The following is a 15,780-nucleotide window of genomic DNA, read 5'->3' on the forward strand; positions in this document are numbered from 1 at the left end:
TCCAGTCAACGGCCGGGATGTTTCGGAGTGGTTTCCACCGGAAGAAGCTCCCGTGACGGCGGATCCGTAACGAGACCGCGTTCCTCCCGTCACGAGGGCGAAACACGAGGCGCCTTGACTGGGGGGTGAGACGACCGCACCGACATCCCGGCCGCCGCTGTGCGCGGCCCGTCCGGCCCGCTCCGCGGTGCCACGAAGGAGTCCTCGTGACCGATCTCCGCAGTCCCTCCCCCGCGTCCTCGCCGCCGGCAACCGGTGCGGCGCACCCGGCCGCCGGCCCGCACCCGGTCGGCGGGGCGCACTCCCCGGGAGGGGCGCACTCGACCGGGATCCGCCGCACCGGCCCCTCCGCCCTCCGCACTCGCGTCGACATCGCCCTGCAGGGCATCCGCGTCGAGGCACCGGTGCACCGCGAGGCCGGCGCCGGCCCGAGCGACGACGGGCACGTGATGCTCGGCGGCCTGGGCGCCGCGATCCCGGTGAACCCCGACAGCCCCTACGTGGTGAGCGGGAACCGCCTCCTGCTCGAGGGCGCCGACATCGGCCTGGACGTGACTCCCGTCCGCCGCCCGCGCTTCTACGATCTCGACACCGCCGACGGCGTCTCCTACGAGAAGATCGCCCGGCTGCACGGCCGTGACATCCTCGCGACCACCGTCGTCCAGACCTGCATGCGCTACGACGAGGCGGAGCGCTGCCGCTTCTGCGCGATCGAGGCCTCGCTCGAAGCCGGTGCGACCATCGCGGTCAAGACCCCGGCCCAGCTCGCCGAGGTCGCGGAGGCGGCGGTCCGCCTCGACGGCGTGCGCCAGATGGTGATGACCACCGGCACCTCCAAGGGCCGCGACCGCGGAGCGGCCCACCTCGCGCGCTGCGTCCGCGCGGTGCTCGCGGCGGTCCCCGGGCTGCCGATCCAGGTGCAGTGCGAGCCGCCCTCCGACGTCTCGGCGCTGCAGGCGCTGAAGGACGCGGGCGCCGTCTCGATCGGCATCCACGTGGAGTCGATGGACGACGCGGTGCGGCAGCGCTGGACCCCGGGCAAGGCGCGGGTCAGCCTGGACGAGTACCGCTGGGCGTGGCGCGAGGCAGTGCGGATCTTCGGCCGCAACCAGGTCTCGACCTACCTCCTGGTGGGCCTCGGCGAGGACCCGGACGAGCTGGTCACGAGCGCCCGCGAGCTGATCGGGATGGGGGTCTACCCCTTCGTGGTGCCCTTCCGTCCGCTGCGCGGGACCCTGGCGACCGAGGTCGACCACGTGCTCCCGCCGGCCGGGTCACTGCTGGAGCGGGTCAGCGCCGAGGTCGCCGCGCTCCTGATCGAGGCCGGGATGCTGAGCAGCGGCCAGAGTGCGGGCTGCGCGGCGTGCGGGGCCTGCGGCGTCCTGAAGACGGCCGGCGCCTGATGGTGGAGCTCTCGATCCTCGAGGGTGTTCGGGTCGCGCCTGCGTTCACGGTGGTGAGGGCGGAGGAGCGCGAGCTCGCCGCGCACCGGGCCCTGCGGCGCGAGGTCTTCGTCGCCGAGCAGGGGCTGTTCGCGGGCGACGACCACGACGACGCCGACGACGATCCGCGCTCGGTGGTGCTCGTCGCGGTGGCTCCGGACGGCGCGGTGCTCGGCGGGGTCCGGATCGCGCCTGTCGGCGGCGGACGCGATCTGGGCTGGTGGACCGGCAGCCGCCTGGTGGTGGCGCGCGAGGCGCGGGGCGGCTCCGGGATCGGTGCCGCCCTCGTGCGCGCGGCCTGCGCGGAGGCGGAGGCGCGCGGGGTGCTCCGCTTCGAGGCCTCGGTGCAGCTGCGCAACGAGGTGCTGTTCCGGCGGCTCGGCTGGCGGAGGATCGGCACGAGCACCGTCGCCCGAGTCGAGCACGCCCGGATGCGCTGGCCGGTCGACCGGCTCGACCGGGCGGCCACCGCGGCCAAGGCGGCCCTCGGCGCCCTTCTGGCTCCGCTGGCGGCCGAGGGGGGCCTCGGTGGGGCCGGCTTCGTCGGCGACGACGGAGCACCGGTCCCGGGCAGTGACCTGATCGCCGTCTGCGACGCGATCGTCCCGTCCATGGTGGAGCGCCACCCGGAGTGGGCGGGGTGGTGCTCGGTGCTGGTCAACGTCAACGACCTCACCGCGATGGGCGCGACCGGCATCGGGCTGATGGACGCGATCGGCGCTCGCGACGCGGCCGCCGCCGCGCGCATCGTGAGCGGTCTGCGGGCCGCCTCCGCCGCCTGGGGCGTCCCCGTGCTCGGCGGGCACACCCAGCTCGGAGTGCCGGCGGCCCTGAGCGTCACCGGTCTCGGCCGTACCGCGGCGCCGGTGCCGGGCGCCGCCGCTCCGGGCGACGAGCTCTCGCTGACGGCCGACCTCGGCGGCGGCTGGCGGCCCGGCTTCGCGGGCGCCCAGTGGGACTCGACGTCGTCCCGGCGCGCGGAGGAGCTCCGGGCGATGGCCGCCTCCGTCGGACTCGCGCGGCCGAGGGCGGCGAAGGACGTGAGCATGGCCGGGCTGGTGGGGACGGTCGGCATGCTCGCCGAGGCCAGCGGAGGAGGAGCGGTGATCGACCTCGCGGCGGTCCCCGTCCCCGAGGCGGCCGGCACCGCCGACTGGCTCGGCTGCTTCCCCGGCTTCGCGATGATCACCGCCGACCGGCGGGGGGAGTCGAGGATGGGCACACCCTGGACCGCGACGGCCGCGGTGGGGAGCGTCGTCACGGAGCCGGGCGTGCGGCTGCGCTGGCCGGACGGCGAGGAGACGACGGCGATCGCCGGTGCGGTGACGGGGCTCGGCGCAGCGGGCTGACGGGCCGGGCCGGAGGCGCATCCTCCTCGGCGCGGCCGTGAGACGCAACCCCGCGCAGATCCTCGCCGAGCGGCGGAGACTGGCGGCGGCCCGTTGCTCGACGGGCGCTCATCGACGGAAGGAACGACCCCATGGTGGATCTCGGAGGACTCGCGGACAAGGCGAAGAACGCCGTGAACAGCGACAAGGGCGAGGAGCTGACCGACAAGGGACTCGACAAGGCGGGCGACGCCGCCGACTCCGCGACCGGCGGGAAGTTCGCCGGCCAGGTCGACAAGGCCCAGGAGGCCGGCGACCAGCACGTCGGCAACGACTGACCGCCGGGCGGCCCTTCCGCGCTGTCGCGGAGGGCCGCCCGTCCATCAGTCCCGGTCGCCGAGCCCGCGCAGCAGCGCCCGCACCACGGCGACGGAGCGATCGGCCGCGTCGTCGACGTGCGCCTCGAACTCGCCGGGGGCGCAGAGGTCCGAGATCCCGCGGACCGAGACGAACGGCAGCCCGTGCACGTGCGCCGTCTGCGCGAGGGCGACGGACTCCATGTCGGTGGCGAGCGCGCCGGGGAAGTCGTTCCGCACGCGGTCCACGTGGGCGCTCGAGACGAAGACGTCGCTCGAGACGATCAGGCCGCGGCGCACCGGCGGCCCCTCCAGCAGCTCGAGCTCCGCGGCGAGCGCCGCATCGTCCCCGGAGTAGCGGGCGGGCATCCCCGGGACCTGCCCGAGCGCGTAGCCGAACGCCCGCGCATCGGCGTCGGTCTGCACGTACTCGGCGCCGATCACGACCTCGCCCACGCGGACGTCGGCGCCCAGGCCGCCGGCGGTCCCCGCGCTCACCACGAGCGGCCGGGAGCCGCCCTCCCGCAGGATCGCTGCGGTGAGACCGCCGGCCGCGTTGACGAGGCCGATGCCGGTGCGGACGAGCAGCACCGCGCGGGAGTCGAGCTCGAGCTCCCACTGCAGCGCGTTGCCGACGGCGCGCGGCTCGGAGGCGCTGGACGCGGCGGCGAGGAACGGCGCGGCCTCCTCGTCCATCGCGACCAGGACGATCGCCGTGCTCACGCGGTGACCGTCTCCCACTCCGAGCGGTGCGCGAGGAACGTGCGCGCCGCCTCCTGCGCCCCCTCGAGGGAGTGGTTGGCGCCCCAGCCGCACTGGGTCTCGTTGGCGGCCGGGACCTCGTCGGCCTCGGTGATGTCCTGGAGCGTCGCCTCGACCAGGCCGAGCACCTCGGAGAGCTCGGGCTCGCCCGAGAGGAGCAGGTAGAAGCCGGTCTGGCAGCCCATCGGCGAGAAGTCGATCACGCGGTCGGAGTGGTTGCGGGACTTCTCGGCGAACAGGTGCTCGAGCGAGTGCACGGTGGGCATCTCGAGGTGCCCGCGGTTGGGCTGGGTGAAGCGCACGTCGTACTTGACGAGGTGGTCGCCTCCGGGCAGCGTCTTCGCGTCGGCGAGGCGCACGTACGGCGCTGCGACGGTGCGGTGGTCGAGGTTGAACGACTCGACGTTCATGCGCGGCTGATCCACGGTGGTCTCCTTCGCTGGGGGTCCCTCCATTGTCCTCCGCTCCGCGGAGCGGAGGCGGACCCCGGCGGATCCGGCTGCTTCTTCTCCGGGGCTGCGCCCGGATGCGAAGACGGAACGGAGCTCCCCGATCGACCGGGCGGAGGGTGGCCGGAGCGGGGCGGCCGTACGCGGGCGGGTAGCCGAGGGCCGTCGAGCCGTCGTTCGCAGTCGTCTTCCCGGTCGTCGTTCCTCCTCCTCGGCGTGCGGGGCGGCGTCCTCGGTCCACTCGACCACGGACTGGTCGGGCACGGAGAGCCAGCGTGCCGTCGCGCCCGACGCGGCGGGGACCCGGGCCCCTGAGCGGTGGAGAACGGGCCGCTCCGATCCCTGGCGAGGAGCCTCGGCCGCTCCTCAGAACAGGTCCGAGAAGCCCATCGCGACGAGGTTCGCGTGCGAGGTCCGCAGGCAGTCGAGCGCGCTCCGCCCGTAGCGCTCGTCCTGCTCGACGAGGAGGTGGTCGACGCCGAGCGCGAGGCTCGTCCCGATGATCCCCGGGAAGTCGAGATTGCCCTCCCCCACCTCGGCGAACTGCACGTTCGAGGTGAAGGCGTGCACGGACCACCCGCCGGACATGTCGGCGGGCGGCCCGACCCGGTAGTCCTTCAGGTGCACCAGGGCGACGCGCTCCCCGTACCGGCGCAGCGTCGTCACGGGATCGAGCCCGCCCCGCTGCACCCAGTGCACGTCGAGCTCGAGCCCCAGCAGCGGAGCCCGGTCGGCGACGACGTCGAGCAGGAGGCGGCCGCCGTGCCGCGCGAACTCGTGGTGGTGGTTGTGGAGCAGCAGCCGCAGCCCGTCGTCGCGGAGCCTCGCCGCGGCGGCCTGGGAGCGGTCGGCGAAGTCGAGCAGGGCGGCCGGCGAGGCCGCCGCGGAGGCGGGCAGCATGCCGATCCGGACCGTGCGCGTGCCGAGCGCGCGGGCGTCGGCGACGATCCCGGCGAGCCCGCCCTCGAGCGCGGCGCCCGGGGAGTCCCCCGGTGCCAGGCCCGCCGAGATCGCCGCGATCTCCACGCCGAGCTCGTCCCGCGCCCGCTGCAGCTCGGCCACGGTGGCCGCCGTCAGCGGGATCTGCGAGATCTCCACCGACCGGTAGCCGATCGCTCGGACCTCCCGGAGCGTCGCGAAGGCGCCCGCCGAGGCGAACGCGTCCTTCAGCATCATCGCCTGCACGCCGATCCTGGTCACGGCAGTCCTCCCGGTCGCGGTGGGGGCCGACGTCTCCGCGGCCCGGAACGCCCCCGACGGTAGAGGCGCGCCTCCGATCTTGTCAATCGGTTGCCAATACGCGTATGGTCGTGGCACGGCGGCGCTCCTGCCCGCCGGTTCCCGACGACGAGAACGAGGCACGCACCGTGACCACCGCACCCGTGACGACCGCACCCGCGACGACCGCACCCGAGAACCCCGCGCCCTGGACCCTCTCCGGCTTCGGCGACGAGATCGACCCCGACCCGGTCGTCCAGGTCGCCGTCCTCCGAGCGCTCGGCGCGCACAGCATCGAGGTGCGAAGCGCCTGGGGCCGGAACGTCGTCGACCTCGACGACGAGCGCCTCGCCCGCCTCGCCGCCGTGCTCGAGCGCGGCGGCCAGTCCGTCTCGGCCGTCGCCTCGCCCATCGGCAAGGTCGACGTCGCCCTCGATCCCGAGCTCGAGGTCGCGCGCCTCGACCGCGTCATCCGCGCCGCGCACGCCCTCGGCACACCGAGCATCCGCGTCTTCTCGTTCTACCGGGGCGAGGGAGTGCCGGTCGAGAGCATCCGCGACGACGTCCTGCTGCGCATGCGCATGCTCGCCGACCGCGCCGAGCGCGAGGGCGTGGTGCTGCTGCACGAGAACGAGAAGGACATCTACGGCGACGTTCCCGAGCGGATCCTCGACCTGGTCGAGTCCGTCGGCTCGCCCGCCCTGCGCCTCGCCTGGGACAACGCGAACTTCGTGCAGTGCGGGGTGCGGCCCTTCGACGACGGCTGGACGGCGCTGCGGCCCTACGTCGACTACCTGCAGGTGAAGGACGCGGTGGCCGCGACCGGCACCGTGGTGCCCGCCGGCGAGGGCGACGGCCAGCTGCGCGAGACGCTCACCGCCCTGCGCGACGACGGCTGGACGGGCGTCGCCTCGCTGGAGCCGCACCTCGCGATCACGGACGCCCTCGGCGGATTCTCCGGCCCCGAGTCGTTCGGAGTGGCCGCTCGGGCCTTCCGGGGGCTCGCCTCCTCGCTCGGGATCGACCTGCGATGACCGTCCGCGCGGCGGTGATCGGCTGCGGCGACATCTCCTCCGTCCACCTCGCGGCGATCGGCACCGCACCCGGCGCGGAGCTGGTGGCGGTCTGCGACACCGACCCGGGCCGGCTCGCCGCGGCCGCCGAGAGGCACGCGGTGCCGGGCTTCCCCGAGGCGGTCCGGATGCTCGACTCCGTCCGCCCCGACGTCGTGCACGTCTGCACTCCGCACAGCACGCACGCCGCGCTGGCGGTCGCGGCCCTGGACCGCGGCGTCGCGGTGCTCCTCGAGAAGCCGCTCGCCTCCTCCGTCGCCGAGGGCGAGCAGGTGATCGCCGCGGCCGAGCGGGGCGGGGCGCGCATCGGCGTCTGCTTCCAGAACCGCTACAACCCGCCCGTGCAGCGCCTCCGCGAGCTGCTGGCGTCCGGCTCCCTGGGTGCCGTGACAGGTGCGGCCGCGACCGTGCTCTGGCACCGCACTCCCGGCTACTACCTCGACCGCCCCTGGCGCGGGATGCGGGCCGAGGGCGGCGGCGGGATGCTGATGAACCAGGCGATCCACACCGTCGACCTCCTGCAGTGGCTCCTCGGCGAGGTGGTCGCGGTGAGCGGCTCCGCCTCCACGCGCCTGCTGCCGATCGAGGTCGAGGACACCGCCGACCTGGTGCTCACCCACGCCTCCGGCGCGCGCAGCGTCCTCTACGCGACCGTGGCGAACGCGTGGGACGAGCCGGTCGAGCTCCGCCTGCGCACCGAGCGCGCCACCGTCTCGCTGCGCGGTGCCCTCACCGTGCGGCGCGACGACGGATCCGTCGAGGTCGTCCCGGACACGGAGCGCCGATCCGGCGGGCGCTCGTACTGGGGCGCCTCGCACGAGCTGCTCGTGCACGACTTCTACGCCCGCCTCGGCGAGGACGAGCCCTTCTGGATCTCGCCCCGCGAGGCGGCGAGGTCGCTCGCGATCGTCCAGGCCGCCTACGCCCCAAGCGCGCCCGCGCGGATCCCCCACTCCACCCCGAACGAAGGACTCCTCCCATGACCACCGTCCGCCTCGGCATCATCGGATTCGGCGCCCAGGGCTCCTCCTACGCCCGCTTCCTCGCCGACGGCAGGGTGCGCGACCTCGTCGTCACCGCCGTCGCCGACGTCGACCCCGCCCGGGAGGCGGCGGCCGCCGCGCTCACACCCGGAGCGTCCCTCCACGCCGACCACCGCTCCCTCCTCGCGAGCGGAGAGGTCGACGCCGTCGTCGTCTGCACTCCGCACTACCTCCACCCCGGGATCGGCATCGACGCTCTCGAGCACGGGCTGCACGTGCTGGTCGACAAGCCGGCGGGCGTCTACGCCGCGCAGGTGGCGGAGCTGAACGAAGCCGCCGCCGCCCGTCCCGGGCAGCGCTTCGCGATCATGTTCAACCAGCGCGCGAACCCGCTCTACCGCCGGCTCAAGGAGGTCGTCGACGAGGGCGGGATCGGCCGGATCCTGCGCTCGAACTGGATCATCACGACCTGGTGGCGGCCGCAGGCCTACTTCGACCAGAGCGCGTGGCGTGCGACGTGGGGAGGCGAGGGCGGAGGCGTCCTGGTCAACCAGGCGCCCCACCAGCTCGACCTGTGGCAGTGGCTGTGCGGAGTGCCGGAGTCGGTGGTCGCGAAGGCCGGCTACGGGCGGTGCCGCGACATCGCGGTGGAGGACGAGGTGACGGTGCTCGCCGACTTCGGCGGGGGCACGACCGGCGTGCTGGTCACCACGACGCACGACCCGATCGGCACCGACCGCCTCGAGATCGTCGGCGACCGCGGCCGGATCGTCGTCGACGACTCCCGGGTCGCGACGATCACCCGGTTGACCGCCCCCGAGCGCGAGGTCAGCGCCGCCCTCAGCGCCGAGGACGTGGGCCTCCTGCTCAGCGGTCGCTACGACACCGCGGGCCTCTCCACGACGGAGCGGATCGAGTCGGCGTCGGTCTGGGGCGAGCAGCACACGGCCGTCCTGCAGGACTTCGCGGACAGCATCCTGCACGGCACGCCGCTGCTCGCACCCGGGGCGGAGGGGATCCTCGGGGTCCGGCTCGCCAACGCCATCCACTACTCGAGCTGGACGGGACGCGAGGTACCGCTCGACCTCGACGAGGGCGTGTTCCTGGCGGCGCTCAACGAGCGCATCCGCGAGGAGGGGGCGTTCCCGGAGCGGAGCTGACGGGGCGGAGCCGCGCGGACCCGCGCTGGACGGGGCCGGAGCGGTGGGCGGCCGGCCGGCGACGGCGGCCTCCCGGAGCGCGGGCTCCCCGATCCGGCCCGACCCGGACGCGAGCGACGGGCCGGGCGGGCTTCTCGGCCCTGTGGCAGCATGGGCGGCGGACGGCGCCCCGTCCGCCGCCGTGCCCCTCGAGAGAAGACCGCGATCGTGCCCAGCGAAGACGTGCCCACCGGCCCCTCCGCCGCGAGACGCCGCGGCCGCTCCGCGACGACGATCTACGACGTCGCCCGACTCGCCGGCGTCGCCCCCTCCACCGTCTCGCGCGGGCTGAGCACGCCCGGACGGCTGAACGCCGCGACCGAGCAGCGGATCCGCGCCGCCGCCAAGGAGCTGGGCTACCGGCTCAACCCGATGGCGCGCGCGCTGCCGACGGGCCGCACCTCGACCCTCGGGCTGCTGGTGGCCGACATCACCAACCCGGCCTTCTTCCCCGCCGTGCGCGGAGCGGAGCGGGCGGCGTCGCTCCGCGGCTTCACGATGATCCTCGCCGAGTCGCAGGAGTCCGGGGAGCGCGAGGCCGAGGCGGCCGACCGCATCGCCGCCTCCACCGACGGGCTCGTCCTCGTCAGCACCCGCCTCAGCGACGAGGAGATCATCGCGCTGGCCGGGCGCATCCCGGTCGTCGTCCTCAACCGCGTGGTCCCCGGCGTCGCGGGGATCGTGCCCGATCTCGCCCCCGGGATCGACGCCGCGCTCGACCACCTCGCGGCCCTCGGCCACCGCTCCCTCGCCTTCATCGCCGGTCCGCCCGACTCGTGGATGAGCGCCGCGCGATGGGAGCTCCTCCTCGACCGCGCTCCGCAGCGGGGCATGACGGTCGTCGAGATCGGGCCGGGCGTCTCGACCCTCGAGGGCGGGAGGAGCGCGCTCGCGAGGGTGACCGCCTCCGGCGTCGGCGCGGTGATCGCCTACAACGACCTGGTCGCCATCGGACTGATGCGCGCGGCTCAGGAGTCGGGCGTCGCGATCCCGGAGCAGCTCAGCATCATCGGCTTCGACGACATCTTCGGGAGCGACTTCACCTCGCCGCCGCTGTCGACCATCAGCGCACCGCTGGGCCGGATGGGCGAGCGGGCGGTCCGCCGGGTGCTCGGCGACGAGGAGCCTCCGGAGCGGGCCGACGACCTGCCGACGGAGTTCGTCCCGCGCGCCTCGACGGGACCCCGCCGCGACTCCTGACCCCGGTCCGCGCCCGGCGCGCCATCCGGTGCGACACCTCTGGCAATCGGTTGACACTCCTCGGCACCCATACTTGGATGGCCCTGTGCCGACGAAGCTGCTGAACGATCCCGACCGACTCCTGCCGATCGACCCGACGACCCGGGCGATCGCCCGCGATCTCCACGCGAGCGTCGCCGACCTGCCGATCCTCTCCCCGCACGGGCACGTGGATCCGCGCCTCCTGCTCGAGGACCGCCCGTTCGCCGACGCGGCCGAGCTCTTCCTCCGGCACGACCACTACGTCACCCGTCTGCTCCACTCCGCCGGGATCGACCTCGGCGATCTCGGCATCCCGGGAGGCGAGCGCCTCGCCGGCCCGGAGGAGGTGTGGCGCACGTTCTGCGCGCACTGGCGGATCTTCGCGGGAACCGCCTCGGGCTACTGGCTCCAGTCGATCCTCGCCGAGCAGTTCGGCATCACCGAGCAGCCCGACGCCTCCACCGCCGACGCCCTCTTCGCGGCGATCGGGGCCCGGCTGTCGTCCGCCGCCTTCCGCCCGCGGGCGCTCTTCGAGCGGTTCGGGATCGAGGTGCTGGCGACGACCGACGATCCGCTGGACGACCTGGCCGTCCATCGGGCTCTGGCGGAGGATCCGGCGTTCCCGGGCCGCGTGCTGCCGACCTTCCGCCCCGACGCCTACCTCGATCCCTCCACCCCCGGCTGGCCCGAGCGCGTCGCCGCCCTGGCCGCCGCCACCGGAACGAAGGAGTCCAGCTTCCCCGGATTCCTCGAGGCCCTCCGCGCCCGGCGCCGGTACTTCCTCGACCACGGCGCCGTCTCCGCCGACCACGGAGTGCTGGAGCCGCTGACCGTCGACCTCGACCCCGCCGAGGCGCAGTCCCTCTTCGCCCGCGCCCGCGCCGGCACGATCGACGCCGAGGGCAGCCGCGTCCTCGCCGCGCACCTGCTGCTGCAGTCCGCCCGCATGAGCGTCGACGACGGCCTGGTGATGACCGTCCACGCCGGCGTGCTGCGCAACCACGATCGGCCGACCTTCGAGCGCTTCGGTCCCGACACCGGCCACGACATCCCCGTCGCGACCCGGTTCGCCGAGCCCCTCCGCCCGCTGCTGCAGGAGCTCGGCAACGCACCGGGCTTCCACCTCGTCCTCTTCGGGATCGACGAGAGCACCCACTCGCGCGAGCTCGCTCCCCTCGCCGGCTACTACCCGTCGGTGTTCCTCGGAGCGCCGTGGTGGTTCCTCGACGCGCCCGACGCGGTGCTGCGCTTCCGCGCCGCCGTGACGGAGACCGCCGGCTTCTCGCGGAGCTCCGGCTTCATCGACGATACCCGCGCGTTCCTCTCCATCCCGGCCCGTCACGACATGGCGCGGAGGCTGGACGCCGCGTTCCTCGCGCGCCTGGTCGCCGAGGGGCGGATCGACTCCGAGACGGCGAGCGCCGTCATCCTGGACCTCGTCGACTCCCAGCCGCGGAAGGTCTTCAAGCTGTGAGCGGGCACGGCGGAGGAGGCGGTCTCGATCGCGCATCGACGGGCCTGCCGGCGGCTCCCGTCCGCATCGTCCACCTCGGCCTCGGCGCCTTCCACCGAGCGCATCAGGCCTGGTACACGCACGCCGTCGACGACGACCACGAGTGGGGCATCGCCGCATTCACCGGCCGGAGCCCCCGCGCGGCCGAGGAGCTCGCCGCGCAGGACGGCCTGTTCACGCTGATCGAGCGCGGACCGGAGGGCGACTCGGCGACGGTCGTGGGCAGCATCGTCGAGGCGGTCGACGGCGCGGACGTCGCGCGTCTCGTCGAGCTCGTCGCGGCTCCGGCGACGGCGATCGTCACGCTGACGATCACGGAGGCCGGGTACCGTCTCGCCGCGGACGGCGGCCTCGACCTGGACGACCCCGCCGTCCGGAGCGACCTCGCCGCCTTCCGATCGGGAGGAGCGCCGACGACCGCGCTCGGCCGCCTCCTCCTCGGCCTCACCGCCCGGCGCGACGCCGGCTCCGGCCCGCTCGCCGTCGTCCCCTGCGACAACCTCTCCGGCAACGGCCCTCTCGTGCGCCGTGGGCTGCTCCTGCTCGCAGAGCGGCTCGACCCGTCGCTCGCCGACTGGATCGACCGCACCGTCTCGTTCGTGTCGACCTCCGTCGACCGGATCACTCCGGCCGCCACGGCGGCGGACCGGGAGGCGGCGGCCGAGCTCACCGGCATCAGCGACGCCGCGTCCGTCGTGACCGAGCCGTTCCGCGACTGGGTCCTCTGCGGCGGCTTCCCCGCCGGCCGGCCCGCCTGGGAGCGCGCCGGAGCCCGCTTCGTGGACGACATCGAGCCCTTCGAGCGGCGCAAGCTGCGACTCCTCAACGGCGCGCACACGCTCCTCGCCGCCACCGGCCGCCGGCGGGGTCTCGCCACCGTCGCGGAGGCGATCGCCGACCCCGCCTGCCGGAGCGCCGTCGAGGCGTTCTGGGCGGAGGCGGCGGCCGGCCTGCCCGCCGGTCTCGACGCGGACGCCTACTGCGCCGCCCTCCTCGGGCGCTTCGGCAACCCCCGGATCGAGCACCGGCTCGAGCAGATCGGCGCCGACGCGACCGCCAAGCTCCGCATCCGGATCGCGCCCGTGCTCCTCGCCGAGCGCGCGGGCGGACACGACGGAGCCGCCTCCCTCCGTGCCGTCGCCGACTGGATCGCACTGCTGCTCCAGGGTGAGCGCCTGCCCGACGCGCAGCGCCACGCCCTCGACCGCGCCCTCGGCTCCGCCCGGCCCGTCGAGGCGCTGCTGCGGCTCGTCGACCCGCGCCTCGCCGACGACCCGGCCCTCGTCGCCGCGGTCGCCGCTCAGGCGGCCTAGACCTCCACCCCGCCTCTCCGCGCGGCGCCTTCCGGCGCCGTCGGCAACCGATCGCCACCCTCGCACCGTCTCGACGCGGCGCGGATCCCGACGGGTCCGCGCCCGGGTAAAGGAGCCCGCATGACCCCCCGCACCACCGCGCCCGGAGCGCCCGCCGCTGAGAAGCTCTCGAAGCTGAGCATCGTGGGCTACGGCGCCGGCGACACGGCGAACAACCTCGCCTTCACCACCGCCACGATGTTCCTGCTCGTCTACTACACCGACGTCGCCGGGATCTCCGCGGCCGCGGCGGGCACGCTGCTGCTCGTCGTGCGGATCTTCGACGCGTTCGCCGACGTCTTCGCCGGCCGGGTCGTGGACCGCACCTACAGCAGGCGCTTCGGCAAGTTCCGGCCCTTCCTGATGTTCGGGTCGGTCCCGCTCCTGCTGCTCTCGGCCGCGACCTTCTCCGTCCCGCAGATCGGCGAGAGCGGAACCCTGCTCTACGCCTACCTGAGCTACGCCGCGCTCGGCCTCGCCTACAGCCTCGTCAACATCCCCTACGGCTCGCTCGCCGGAGCGATGACGCAGGTCGGCACCGAGCGCGCGAAGCTCGCCAGCGCCCGCGCCATCGGCGGCGCGATCGTGGGGGCCGGGCTCGGCACCTTCATGGCCCCGCTGGTCGTCCCCGGCGCCGATCTGCAGTCGCTCTTCTCGATCGTCACGCTGAGCTTCGTCGTCGTCGGCTCCGCGCTCTACCTCTTCACGATCCTGACCGCGAAGGAGCGCGTCCAGCGCGACGTCGCGCACGTCACGTTCCGTCAGAGCATGACGACCCTCCGCTCCAACCGGCCGCTGCTCTTCCTCTGCCTCAGCTCGTTCCTGTTCCTCACCGGGACCCTCGCGCTCCAGACCGTGCAGCTCTACTACCTGCGCGACGTGCTCGGATCGGTCCAGCTCTACGCCGCGATGTCGCTGATCCAGCTCGCCCTGACCTTCGGCCTGGCCGCCCTCGTCCCGACGATCGTGCGGCGGTTCGGCAAGCGCAACGCCTACATGGCCGGAGTCGCGGTCCTGATCAGCGGCGGAACGGTCGTCTTCCTCGCCCCGGGCGACGCGGTGGCGGTCGGCTTCGGCGGACTGGTCCTCGCCTACGTCGGCATCCAGCTCGTCAACATGCTCGTCTGGGCGATCGAGGCCGACACCGTCGAGTACGGGGAGTGGAAGACCGGCATCCGCTCCGAGGGCACGATCTACGCCCTGTTCTCCTTCACCCGCAAGACCGGCCAGGCGGTCGGAGGCGCCCTCGCCGCGTACGCGCTGGCCTGGGGCGGCTACGTGGCCGGGGCCGCGGAGCAGAGCGAGCACGCCGAGTGGGGCATCCGCGCCGCCGCCGGCCTCATCCCGGCCGTCGCGGCCCTGCTCGCGGTGCTGATCATGGCGTTCTACCCGCTGACCGACCGCCGGCACGCGCAGATCGTCGCCGAGATCGCCGAGCGCCGCGAGAGCACGGGTCAGGCCGCGCCCGTGGCGCCCGGCCTCTCGACCGCCGCGTTCTCGATGGACCGCGCTCCCGGCCGGAACCCCTGACCCGATCCCCCACCACGAAAGGCATCCCATGAAGATCGACAAGGCCGAGGTCGTCGTCACCAGTCCCGACCGCAACTTCGTCACCCTCAAGCTCACGACCGACGACGGGCTGACCGGCCTCGGCGACGCGACCCTCAACGGCCGCGAGCTCGCCGTGGTCTCCTATCTCGCCGACCACGTCGTGCCGCTGCTCCTCGGCCGCGACGCCTCGCGCATCGAGGACACCTGGCAGTTCCTCTACCGGTCGTCCTACTGGCGCCGCGGGCCGGTCACGATGGCGGCGATCGCGGCGGTCGACACCGCCCTCTGGGACATCAAGGGCAAGGCCGCGGGCATGCCGCTCTACCAGCTGCTCGGAGGCGCGTCCCGCACCGGCCTGCTCGCCTACGGCCACGCGTCCGGGCGGACGGACGCGGAGCTGTTCGACAGCATCCGCGAGCACCAGGAGCAGGGGTACCGCGCGATCCGCGTGCAGACCGCGGTGCCGGGACTGACCTCGATCTACGGCATCGCCTCCAACGCCGTCCTCGAAGGCAACGCCGGCGTGCGCTACGACCACGAGCCGGCGCAGCGAGGCGGCCTGCCGACCGAGGAGGACTGGGACACCCGCGCCTACCTGCGCCACGTCCCCCGCGTCTTCGAGGCCGTCCGCAACGAGTTCGGGCCGGAGCTCCCCCTCCTCCACGACGGCCACCACCGGATGACACCGATCCAGGCCACGGCCCTCGGCAAGTCCCTCGAGCCGTACGACCTCTTCTGGCTCGAGGACTGCACGCCCGCCGAGAACCAGGAGGCCCTCCGCCTCGTCCGGCAGCACACCACCACGCCCCTGGCGATCGGCGAGGTCTTCAACACCGTCTGGGACTACCAGCTCCTGATCCGCGAGCAGCTGATCGACTACATCCGCAGCGCGGTCACGCACACCGGAGGCGTCTCCCACCTCCGGAGGATCCTCGACCACGCCGCGCAGTACCAGATCAAGTCCGGGATGCACGGACCCACCGACGTCTCCCCGGTGGGCATGGCGGCCGCGATGCACCTGGGCCTGGCGATCCACAACTTCGGGATCCAGGAGTACATGAAGCACGGCGAGCGGACCGACAGCGTCTTCCAGCAGTCGTTCACCTGGAGCGAGGGACGGCTGCACCCGGGCGACGCCCCCGGGCTGGGCGTCGAGCTCGACGTCGACGCCGCCGGGAAGTACCCCTACGTGCGCGCGTACCTGCCCTCCAACCGACTCGCCGACGGCACCGTCCACGACTGGTGACCTGCCCCCCTCCGCCGAGGCGATCCCGGACCGTCGCGGGAGCCACGACCGGCGGGCTCCCTCGACGGTCCGGGGTTCCCCCCGCCG

General features: G+C 74.0%; 14 protein-coding genes. 11 read left to right on the forward strand and 3 right to left on the reverse strand.

Translation table 11 applies throughout. The features are described 5' to 3' along the window. The first annotated feature begins 206 nt into the window (after positions 1-206). The 3 genes from C5D36_RS01835 (at position 207) to C5D36_RS01845 (ending at position 3,108) form a co-directional block, all read left to right on the forward strand. Positions 207-1,403 (forward strand): MSMEG_0568 family radical SAM protein, encoded by a 1,197-nt coding sequence (locus tag C5D36_RS01835; protein ID WP_258059779.1) that lies wholly within the window; start codon positions 207-209, stop codon positions 1,401-1,403. Beyond that, positions 1,403-2,791, forward strand: a complete 1,389-nt coding sequence (locus tag C5D36_RS01840; protein ID WP_104250269.1) for an MSMEG_0567/sll0787 family protein — start codon at positions 1,403-1,405, stop codon at positions 2,789-2,791. Before C5D36_RS01835 ends, C5D36_RS01840 begins: the two co-directional genes overlap by 1 nt. Positions 2,792-2,922: 131 nt before the next feature. Further along, complete coding sequence (locus C5D36_RS01845) at positions 2,923-3,108, forward strand: antitoxin (protein WP_104222638.1); 186 nt, start codon at positions 2,923-2,925, stop codon at positions 3,106-3,108. A gap of 45 nt (positions 3,109-3,153) precedes the next feature. Here the strand turns inward: C5D36_RS01845 and mtnN are convergent, their stop codons facing one another. From mtnN to C5D36_RS01860, 3 genes are all read right to left on the reverse strand, one after another. Further along, the gene (gene mtnN / locus C5D36_RS01850) at positions 3,154-3,849 is read right to left on the reverse strand and encodes a 5'-methylthioadenosine/S-adenosylhomocysteine nucleosidase (protein WP_258059322.1); all 696 of its coding nucleotides are present in this window, start codon (positions 3,847-3,849) and stop codon (positions 3,154-3,156) included. Further along, the gene (locus tag C5D36_RS01855) at positions 3,846-4,298 is read right to left on the reverse strand and encodes an S-ribosylhomocysteine lyase (protein ID WP_104222722.1); all 453 of its coding nucleotides are present in this window, start codon (positions 4,296-4,298) and stop codon (positions 3,846-3,848) included. Before C5D36_RS01855 ends, mtnN begins: the two co-directional genes overlap by 4 nt. Positions 4,299-4,703: 405 nt before the next feature. Next, positions 4,704-5,537 (reverse strand): sugar phosphate isomerase/epimerase, encoded by an 834-nt coding sequence (locus C5D36_RS01860; protein WP_258062838.1) that lies wholly within the window; start codon positions 5,535-5,537, stop codon positions 4,704-4,706. A gap of 167 nt (positions 5,538-5,704) precedes the next feature. On the opposite strand from C5D36_RS01860, the gene C5D36_RS01865 reads away from it, so the two are divergent. The 8 genes from C5D36_RS01865 (at position 5,705) to manD (ending at position 15,693) form a co-directional block, all read left to right on the forward strand. After that, the gene (locus C5D36_RS01865) at positions 5,705-6,589 is read left to right on the forward strand and encodes a sugar phosphate isomerase/epimerase (protein WP_258062839.1); all 885 of its coding nucleotides are present in this window, start codon (positions 5,705-5,707) and stop codon (positions 6,587-6,589) included. Continuing rightward, complete coding sequence (locus C5D36_RS01870; protein ID WP_104295068.1) at positions 6,586-7,611, forward strand: Gfo/Idh/MocA family protein; 1,026 nt, start codon at positions 6,586-6,588, stop codon at positions 7,609-7,611. The genes C5D36_RS01865 and C5D36_RS01870 overlap by 4 nt, the downstream gene beginning before the upstream one ends. Beyond that, positions 7,608-8,771 (forward strand): Gfo/Idh/MocA family protein, encoded by a 1,164-nt coding sequence (locus tag C5D36_RS01875; protein ID WP_104295069.1) that lies wholly within the window; start codon positions 7,608-7,610, stop codon positions 8,769-8,771. Before C5D36_RS01870 ends, C5D36_RS01875 begins: the two co-directional genes overlap by 4 nt. A gap of 207 nt (positions 8,772-8,978) precedes the next feature. Continuing rightward, complete coding sequence (locus C5D36_RS01880; protein ID WP_181072728.1) at positions 8,979-10,010, forward strand: LacI family DNA-binding transcriptional regulator; 1,032 nt, start codon at positions 8,979-8,981, stop codon at positions 10,008-10,010. Positions 10,011-10,095: 85 nt separating this feature from the next. Next, a complete protein-coding gene (uxaC, locus tag C5D36_RS01885; protein ID WP_104295071.1) occupies positions 10,096-11,505 on the forward strand; it encodes a glucuronate isomerase in 1,410 nt (469 codons plus the stop codon). After that, entirely contained in the window at positions 11,502-12,857 is a 1,356-nt protein-coding gene (locus tag C5D36_RS01890) for a mannitol dehydrogenase family protein (protein ID WP_258062840.1), read from the forward strand. The genes uxaC and C5D36_RS01890 overlap by 4 nt, the downstream gene beginning before the upstream one ends. 120 nt (positions 12,858-12,977) lie before the next feature. Then, positions 12,978-14,426 (forward strand): glucuronide transporter, encoded by a 1,449-nt coding sequence (gene uidB, locus C5D36_RS01895; protein ID WP_104225767.1) that lies wholly within the window; start codon positions 12,978-12,980, stop codon positions 14,424-14,426. A gap of 28 nt (positions 14,427-14,454) precedes the next feature. Continuing rightward, positions 14,455-15,693, forward strand: coding sequence for a D-mannonate dehydratase ManD (manD, locus tag C5D36_RS01900; protein WP_104295072.1), 1,239 nt, complete (start codon positions 14,455-14,457; stop codon positions 15,691-15,693). Positions 15,694-15,780: the final 87 nt, after the last annotated feature.

Source organism: Rathayibacter sp. AY1C6 (genome assembly GCF_002931535.1).
Lineage (GTDB): Bacteria > Actinomycetota > Actinomycetes > Actinomycetales > Microbacteriaceae > Rathayibacter.